At 62.2% G+C, this 7460-nt stretch carries 6 protein-coding genes and 2 pseudogenes; 5 read left to right on the top strand and 3 right to left on the bottom strand.

Translation table 11 applies throughout. The features are described from left to right. The coding region (locus tag AHiyo1_RS25135; RefSeq protein ID WP_172465714.1) for a hypothetical protein at nt 1–343 on the bottom strand (343 nt) is incomplete at its 3' end. Nucleotides 344–687: 344 nt separating this feature from the next. On the opposite strand from AHiyo1_RS25135, the gene AHiyo1_RS22630 reads away from it, so the two are divergent. Then, entirely contained in the window at nt 688–1530 is an 843-nt protein-coding gene (locus AHiyo1_RS22630; RefSeq protein WP_148667726.1) for a hypothetical protein, read from the top strand. Nucleotides 1531–1762: 232 nt separating this feature from the next. On the opposite strand, the gene AHiyo1_RS22625 is transcribed toward AHiyo1_RS22630, so the two are convergent. Beyond that, complete coding sequence (locus AHiyo1_RS22625) at nt 1763–2104, bottom strand: hypothetical protein (RefSeq protein WP_059390088.1); 342 nt, start codon at nt 2102–2104, stop codon at nt 1763–1765. Between the two features lie 431 nt (nt 2105–2535). On the opposite strand from AHiyo1_RS22625, the gene AHiyo1_RS28445 reads away from it, so the two are divergent. After that, entirely contained in the window at nt 2536–3027 is a 492-nt protein-coding gene (locus AHiyo1_RS28445; RefSeq protein ID WP_084784689.1) for a DUF2510 domain-containing protein, read from the top strand. A gap of 34 nt (nt 3028–3061) precedes the next feature. Beyond that, nucleotides 3062–4137 (top strand): annotated as a pseudogene (locus tag AHiyo1_RS22615) (IS630 family transposase). Nucleotides 4138–4577: 440 nt separating this feature from the next. On the opposite strand, the gene AHiyo1_RS22610 reads toward AHiyo1_RS22615, so the two are convergent. Then, a complete protein-coding gene (locus tag AHiyo1_RS22610) occupies nt 4578–5090 on the bottom strand; it encodes a hypothetical protein (protein ID WP_059390087.1) in 513 nt (170 codons plus the stop codon). 149 nt (nt 5091–5239) lie between these two features. Between AHiyo1_RS22610 and AHiyo1_RS22605 the strand changes: the two genes are divergently transcribed. Continuing rightward, nucleotides 5240–5926, top strand: a complete 687-nt coding sequence (locus tag AHiyo1_RS22605; RefSeq protein ID WP_216363301.1) for a hypothetical protein — start codon at nt 5240–5242, stop codon at nt 5924–5926. Nucleotides 5927–6276: 350 nt separating this feature from the next. Beyond that, a pseudogene (locus AHiyo1_RS25835) lies at nt 6277–7460 on the top strand (hypothetical protein); the annotation flags it as partial.

Here is a 7460-nt window from a genome sequence, read left to right as displayed (position 1 = left end):
CCTCGAGCGCGGCGATCGTATCCTGGTCCGCCCACCGGGGCCGGTTCATGACTCCTTGGACCTGGGACCACCACAGGCGGGCCCCCTCGCCCTGCTCCTCCGCCTTTGAGAGCAGAGCGGCGAGGTGTCGCCTCTCGTCGAGCTCGGAGCAGTACGCAGAACCGATCTCACGCACCGCACGACGAGAGAGCCCGGTGAGCACCGTTTCTGTCCGGTGGGCGAGAGTGATGACGATCCGCTTCGAACTCTCATCAGCGTGTAGTCCCAGGATGTCGAGGACATCGACGTCGACCGCGTCTGATATTCCGCGGACATTCAGACGGCCTTCGCCCAACGACAGCACCCACGCCCCAGCGCCCCTGAACGCTCTCGCCCACCAGCCTGGCTTCCACTCCGTCATGTGCTCCCCCGCCCCCAAAAAGCTCGGTAACCCGCCGTTTGCCCTCGTTCACACGGTATCAGCGGGGAAATGTGCGTCGTCGAGCGCGCACCTCGGAATTGTGGCCCCGAATCTCGAATGGAAAACTCCCGCATATGGCCCCGGACGCGCAGGCCCACGGTGTAGCGCGCGGGGTGCTGAGGCCGAGGCCATCGATTCAGTGTTGGCAGCGGCCAAAGCATGAGAGCATCCATGATATGGCGAAGTCAAAGAAACGGCCTGGACCAGAGTTGTGGTCCGAGGGATTGATGTGGGTCGAGGCGGCTGAGATGCAGTGTGCCCGGTTCGAGCGCCTAGTGCGGGAGAACGAACGGGCGCGGGAGGATGCGGACCGCCGTAAGGACTGCGCTGCGCACCCGTGGATGCGGGACATGGGTGACCCTCCGATCCTCGTCCCGACCGTGGCACTCGGATGGCAGCAACAGGCGGAGCTCTCGTTCCTGCTGGTGGCGACGCAGCACGTGCAGGCTGCCGAGGCTAGCCTCCCAAAGGAGCACCGGCCAAAGACTGTGCTCGACGAGGCAAGGATCCTGTTCCTGCTGCGGGACCTGAGTGAGCACCGCGAGGATGCCGAAGGACGGGCGCGGCGGGAACTGCTGGAATCACAGCACTCTGCGATGCTTCGGGAGATCCAGGAGATGCTCGCGGTCCGGCGGGGCGGAGAGCACGAGCTGGAAGCACTCCGGGGGAAATTGGAGGCCTATCCGCCGTCGCTGTTTGAGTTGCCAATGCCCGACGACGAGGAGGTCTGGCTGGCGGGCATCCCTCTCACGCGGATCAGGGTGTGGCTCATGGACGCGCGGTGGTGCTTCCGACGGGCGCTGGCGGAGGCGGGTCTGGTAGCACCGGAGCCGCTTGCTTCCACGGTCGCTGGCGACGACATCCATGACTGGCCTGCGCTGCGGCTGAGGTACCGGGCATGGGAGCTTGAGTGGCAGGGCGAGGAGGAGCTGTCCGAGGACGAGCAGCGCGCGCAGGAGATCATGGACGAGATGGACCCCGTCGTCGAGGGCCTTCTTGCCGAGCACATCGCTGAGCAGGAGGCACGAGCGAGCGAGAGTCGGGGCGCTGAGAATGAACACACACACTGAGCGGACATTTCTTCTCATCGCGAGGACCACGCATACTCGAGCCATCCGAGGCGGTTGTTGCGGACGTTCTGACACGTCGCTCATCTCTTTGCGGCGTGTGACGCCGGGTCAGGCAAAGTCCAGGTGCGACGCGCGTCATAGACACTGACGCGCGTCGCGACGCCCGGCTTTCTGTAACGCACCGCTTTGACGCCGAAAGGCCGCAACGACCTCACCCCTTTGATGGATGCGCCTACGTAGCGATGACATCCGATTCGATACCGACGCTCGAGAGGTCGGCCAGCAATCGATCATAGACCTGGTAATCGTAGAACCCCTTGGCATCGCTGTTCCCCTGAGCCGGGTCGATCTTGTACATATCGGGGACGCTGTACGAGATAACGTATCCCACCTGAAAATCACTCCACTCGACGCGGACCTCCATGGTCGCCATGTCGATGTCGTATTTGTCATTTCCGTGATTCTTGGCTATGTACTCGAAGGGATACGAGAAGGTGTAGCTGTCCTCCTTCTTCAGCGACTTTAGATAATCCTCCTCGTTCTCAAAACCTTGATTGTCGAGCTCAGTCCACATGGGCGGTCCTCTCCTTGGTTGCGTGATCGGCGGAAATCGCGAGCCTGATGCAAAATCATACGTCCGCAACCATTGCAGCATCCTCAAGCTTCCTCTGCGCTCTCCTATTAGGGCAGCGTCGGCGCGGTGCCGAGCATTCAGGGAAGGGACTGAGGGCGAGCCTCAACCCTTCATGCCACCCAGTGACTCGTAAGCCGACCGAAACTCCGCTGTCACGTCCGTCCCGTTGCGGCGCGCCCGAACCATCGGAAGTCTTGGACCATGGGCGTGAGGGCTGACGAGATTCCGGAGCTCTTTCATCACGGCTGGAGTGACCAACCCACCACCTTTGTGGACCAAAACCGGCGAACAAATCCGCGCCAAAGCCAACCAAAAATAACCAAAGACTCACCCCACTAGATGCCGTCTGGAATGAATGTTCTAATGCAATCATGGCGAGCTACTTTTCCGGACCAAGCACTGTTCAAATGAGACTCACGGTATTCCTCATAGGAACCGCAGCGTTGATAGGCGGAATCTTCGTCAGTGCGCACCAAGTCGTGGGCAGTACGACAGACGCGCACGGTGTGTACGGCAGAACATACTGCGGGACTACGTTCGCGCCGATGGACTCGGTGCCTCTCCTCCCACGTCGTGCGGAAGACTGTTATGGCACGATCGTGCCTTGGCAGGTCGGCGGAGCGATCCTTTTTCTTGCAGGCGGATTTCTTCTGATCCGCTTGCTTTACATGCTCATTGGTCCAAGAATCCCCATCCCCGCTCCGGCCTCCGAACAGTCCCATGTGACGTCTCAGGCCCGCAGCATGACCCAAACTCCAGCAGCGTGGTACCTCACCCTTGAGCGGCCAGGACAGATCCGTTGGTGGGATGGAAGCCAATGGACAGAACATGTGCAGAACGTCCCTAGTGTCGCGTGGCGTTAGTCTTTGAACGGTTGGTGTTTGGCAGGATTGGTTTATGGCCAATCGTCCCGCTGCTGCCCTTGTTCTGCGTGAGGGTGATTTCGAAGATCTGACCCGTTTGGTGCGCTCCAGTTCGGCGCGGGCGGGGCTGGCGCAGCGGGCACGGATCGTGTTGCTGGCCGCTGAGGGCTTGTCAAACACGGAGATCGCCCATCGCGCCGGGGTTGCGCGGGGAACAGTGATCTCTTGGCGTGAGCGGTATCTTCTGACGGGGCTTGCCGGACTGGAGGACGAGGAGCGTTCGGGGCGCCCGCGGGTGCTGGAACACGGAAGATCGTCGCCGAGACCCTCAAGCCTCCGCCAAAGAGGCTCGGGGTCACGCATTGGTCATCCCGCTTGCTCGCGGCCCGCCTGGGGGTAGCGAACAGCACGGTCGCCCGGGCTTGGCGCGCCTACGGGGTCCAGCCTTGGCGGTCCGGGACGTTCAAGTTTTCCACCGACCCGGAACTGGTTGCCAAAGTCACCGACGTCGTAGGTTTGTATCTGGCCCCGCCGGAAAACGCTGTGGTGCTGTGCGTGGACGAGAAATCCCAGATTCAGGCCTTGGACCGGACCGCGCCGATCCTGCCGATGCAGCCGCACCTGATCGAACGGCGCACCCCGGACTATGTCCGTAACGGGACCTCGACGCTGTTCGCGGCACTGGAGGTCGCCACCGGCAAAGTCACCGCGGCGTGCAAGCCCCGGCATCGGAACCAGGAATTCCTTGCCTTCCTGAAACAGGTCGCCCGCGCTTACCCGAGCCAGGAGCTGCACCTGATCATGGACAACTATGCCGCGCACAAACACGCCAACGTGCGCACCTGGCTGGACGCGAACCCCAGGATCCAAATTCATTTCACCCCGACGCACGCCTCATGGATGAACCTCGTGGAAGTCTTCTTCGGCATCATCGAACGCCAGGCCATCCGCCGAGGCACCTTCCGTTCCGTCAAAGAACTCAACGCGAAGATCCGTGCCTTCATCGACGGTTGGAACACAGACCGGGCCCATCCGTTCATCTGGACCAAAACCGCCAGCGAGATCCTGGCAAAAGCCAACCGTCCAACAACTTCGAACTCAGACCACTAGTCCAGCAATTACCCGTACTGTCAATGGGCCAGGCCAACCGGCCAATTCCGCCCCTGCAAGCCAGACCCGAGGGCGTGCAGTCAGCGCATTATCCGGAACAGGTTTTGGTCTGGGTATCGCCGCGTTCTTCTTGTTCGGGTTTCCCGTTCTTGGACCACTTATCTGCATTGCCGCCATTGTTTTTTCGACGATTGCCTTGCTTCAACGAGTGCCTGGCGCGTCAAAGAAAGATATGGTATTCGCCATCATCGGGCTGGCTCTCGGTGCTATCTATACTCTCATGGCGCTGATTTGGGCAGTTACGGGACGAATGTAAAAAGCCCGGTAATTCGAATCCATGCGCCGTCGCTGTGGGAATCAAGGAGCTGACGTCCATATGAGAGTTCCGGCGTGCCGCTGGATGCCGGGCGACGCTCCCGAAAGTATTCCGTGAATCGATGTTAGCTGCGCTCGACAGGGAAAACCCTGCGCCAGTAGGCCGCCTCCGCCGTCGTTAGTATCTCGTAGATCCTCTCCACGGTGAACTTCCCGAGGTAGGGGCGCTCCGGCGCTTCCAGAGCTCCCAGTGACTCGACCGCAGCCGCCAGGAGTACGTCATCCTCGATGGACTCCTCCACCCATTCCATGACGCCGTCAGCTGCCAGGTCCTCCCACGTGTAAGGAGAGGTGACGATGGCCTCGCGGACCGCGGAGAGTCTGTCTCTGGCGTTGTGGCTGCGGGACTTTACATAGAGGCGTGTCTGGTACTCATCGGAAGTCACTGACACCACAGGCGTCTTCGCAAAAGGCGAATGCAGGGCAGCGTGAGTGTCGGTGACTTGATATCGGGCGTAGCCCGGATGCCGGTGGTGAAGCTCCTGCCGGATTTCCCTGATCCGGTGGCCAAGGCGAGGTGCGATCGCAGCGGGGGTGCCGTTGCCCTTGTTGCTGTCCCCGATGATTTTGCGTGGCATGATGTGTGTCCCGACCGGTGGGAGCCAGTATGTGCTGCGGCCTTTTTCTCATGGTATTCCCCCGTGCCGGCTTTGTTAAAGCATATCTTCTTGCCGGAACCAGGCACACACCTCCCAGCGAAACGACCACTATGTGGCATCCTCGAACCATGACCACGCCGGAACGCACATTCCAAGTCCTCGACCCGCAGGTCTGGGAAATTCTTCGCAGCTCCCACGCTGCCTACCAATCAGGCACATCGCCGGTATACGACGAGGTCCTCACCGAAGTCGCGGAAAAGATCCGGGCGACGGCCAGCATCGGCAAGGCTGATATCGGTGCCTTGCTGTTCTGGAAGCGCCTCCGGGCGGACACGACCTGGGTCCGGGAGTTGATGACCAGGCCGGACCAAGACGTCCGGGCAGTGACCGCGAAGGCCGTGGCCGCAGTGAACGACCAATCGCTGACGGTGCCTGAGGCTGCTTCGGCCGGCCGGGGTGAACTATCCTCGCTGCCCGGCTTCAAGACAGGCGATGCTCTCGCGTCAGCGCTTCTGCTGGCTGCAGCTCCGGGGCGCATGGCGGTATACGACGACCGGGCCCAAGCCGGCCTGGAGACTTTGGGTCTTTCACTCTCGGCAGCACGTGCAGGTATGGACGCTACATGGAGCTGGTGGAAGATCTGCGCACCACGGCGAACATGCACGGGCACGCATGGACTGCGAGGGACGTTGATACCGCGCTTTTTTGGCTCGGCGGGCCTTCAAAGACGCAGTCCGGAGGCGAGGCCCATCCCGCAGCCACGGACCGGGAAGATGAAGGCTGAGTGCAGAACGGAGTGCCCATGCCGTTCTTGAAGCCCTGGACTCGCACGGGACAACCTTGGCTTCCTCGCGGCCATGGGGTCGTCGTTCCGAGTATCGGCGCTGCGGGGCCGTAGAGCGGCGTGGGCCACCCCTCGTCGCCGACGTGATGAACCCGTCGTTCGCGCGCTCGGTCTCGGCGTGAAGGGCGTCCAGGTCCATGGAGCGGGTGCGGCAATTGGTGAGGACGCCGTCGAGCACGTCGAGCACGAACATACAGCGCGAGTCTCCATTCCACCGGGTTCAGTAGTTGATCAACCTGCCGGATCGGGCTCCCGTGCTGCATGCGAAGCTGGCGCAGGCCGTTGCGAGGTCGTGTACGCTCTGCCCGAGAGAGATCACCCGTGGAGGACGCGGCGAACAAGGAGAATGCAGACATGGCTAACGATCAGTTCGACACCGATCATGATGCGGCTGCCGCCTCGTCGCGACCGGCCCCTGACTTGGCGATGGCGCGTGAGGCCGGTGAGGTGATCACGCACATGCTCGGAGACGGTCGGTCCGTGATCGACCCGACGGCGACGATCTGGACGGCCGAGGCAGCTGAGGAGCTTCGGTCCAGGATCGGGGACAACCTGATCGTCGGGTCGGGCCAGGGACAGTGGGACAAGCTCGACCAGCAGCTCCAGGGCGCGCCACGTGATGTTGTGCTTCTTGCGGCCGAGATCGTCTTCCTGCGCGAGCATCCGCTGCGCTCGGTCCTGCCCGAGACTCGCCGAGCTCATGTCGATCGGGTTCTATCCCACCTCGACTCCCCCGTGACGGTTCCTGCGCGCATGTCGACGTGGCTGGCTCGCCCAACCGGGATCGCGGGTTTCGAACCGGGCTCCTGGTATAACGGCTCGATGTGGCGGCACGTCACCTGGACCGCTTCCTTCGTCCGCTACTGGCAAGGTCTACTTGAGGGCGAGCGTGAGGTTGCCCGGACCGATCCGTGGAAGTTACAGCACGCCATGCTCTCTTCTGGTAACGACCGTCCCGACATCCGTAACGCGCTGCAGTTCCTTGCCCGTCCCGACATCTTCGAACCGATCGCTTCCGCGGGAATGAAGCAGAAGATCCGCGACGGACTTGCCGATCGAATCGGCGGAGCGACGGGCAGCGACCCTGCGTCGATAGACCGTGACCTGCTGGCTATCCGCACCGCTCTGGCTCGCTCGGTCGCGGGACCCTTCCACTTCTGGACACCGGGCGTGGAAGAGCTTTGGGACTCCTCCGCCGGCGAACCCGACCCCGCCGCCACCGGTGTCGCCACGTTGGCCGAACCTCGTCCCCGCCATTACTGGCTCTACTCTCCCGGTGCACAGGCCTCAGAGTGGGAGGAGTTCTCGACCAGCGGCATCATGGCGATCGGCTGGGATGAGCTAGACAACCTCGCTGCGTACCCGAGCCGGGAGGCGATCCGTCAGGCCCTCGACGTCGAGGAGAGCGGCGGTTCAATGAGGAACGCCGTCCTGGCGGTGTGGCAGTTCCAGAACGAGATCGCCGTGGGCGACATCGTCTACGCCAAGCGCGGCCGCCGTGAGAT

The sequence above is a fragment of the Arthrobacter sp. Hiyo1 genome, from assembly GCF_001263615.2.
In the GTDB taxonomy this organism is placed as follows: domain Bacteria; phylum Actinomycetota; class Actinomycetes; order Actinomycetales; family Micrococcaceae; genus Arthrobacter.
This window is presented reverse-complemented; position numbering and strand designations above follow the sequence as displayed.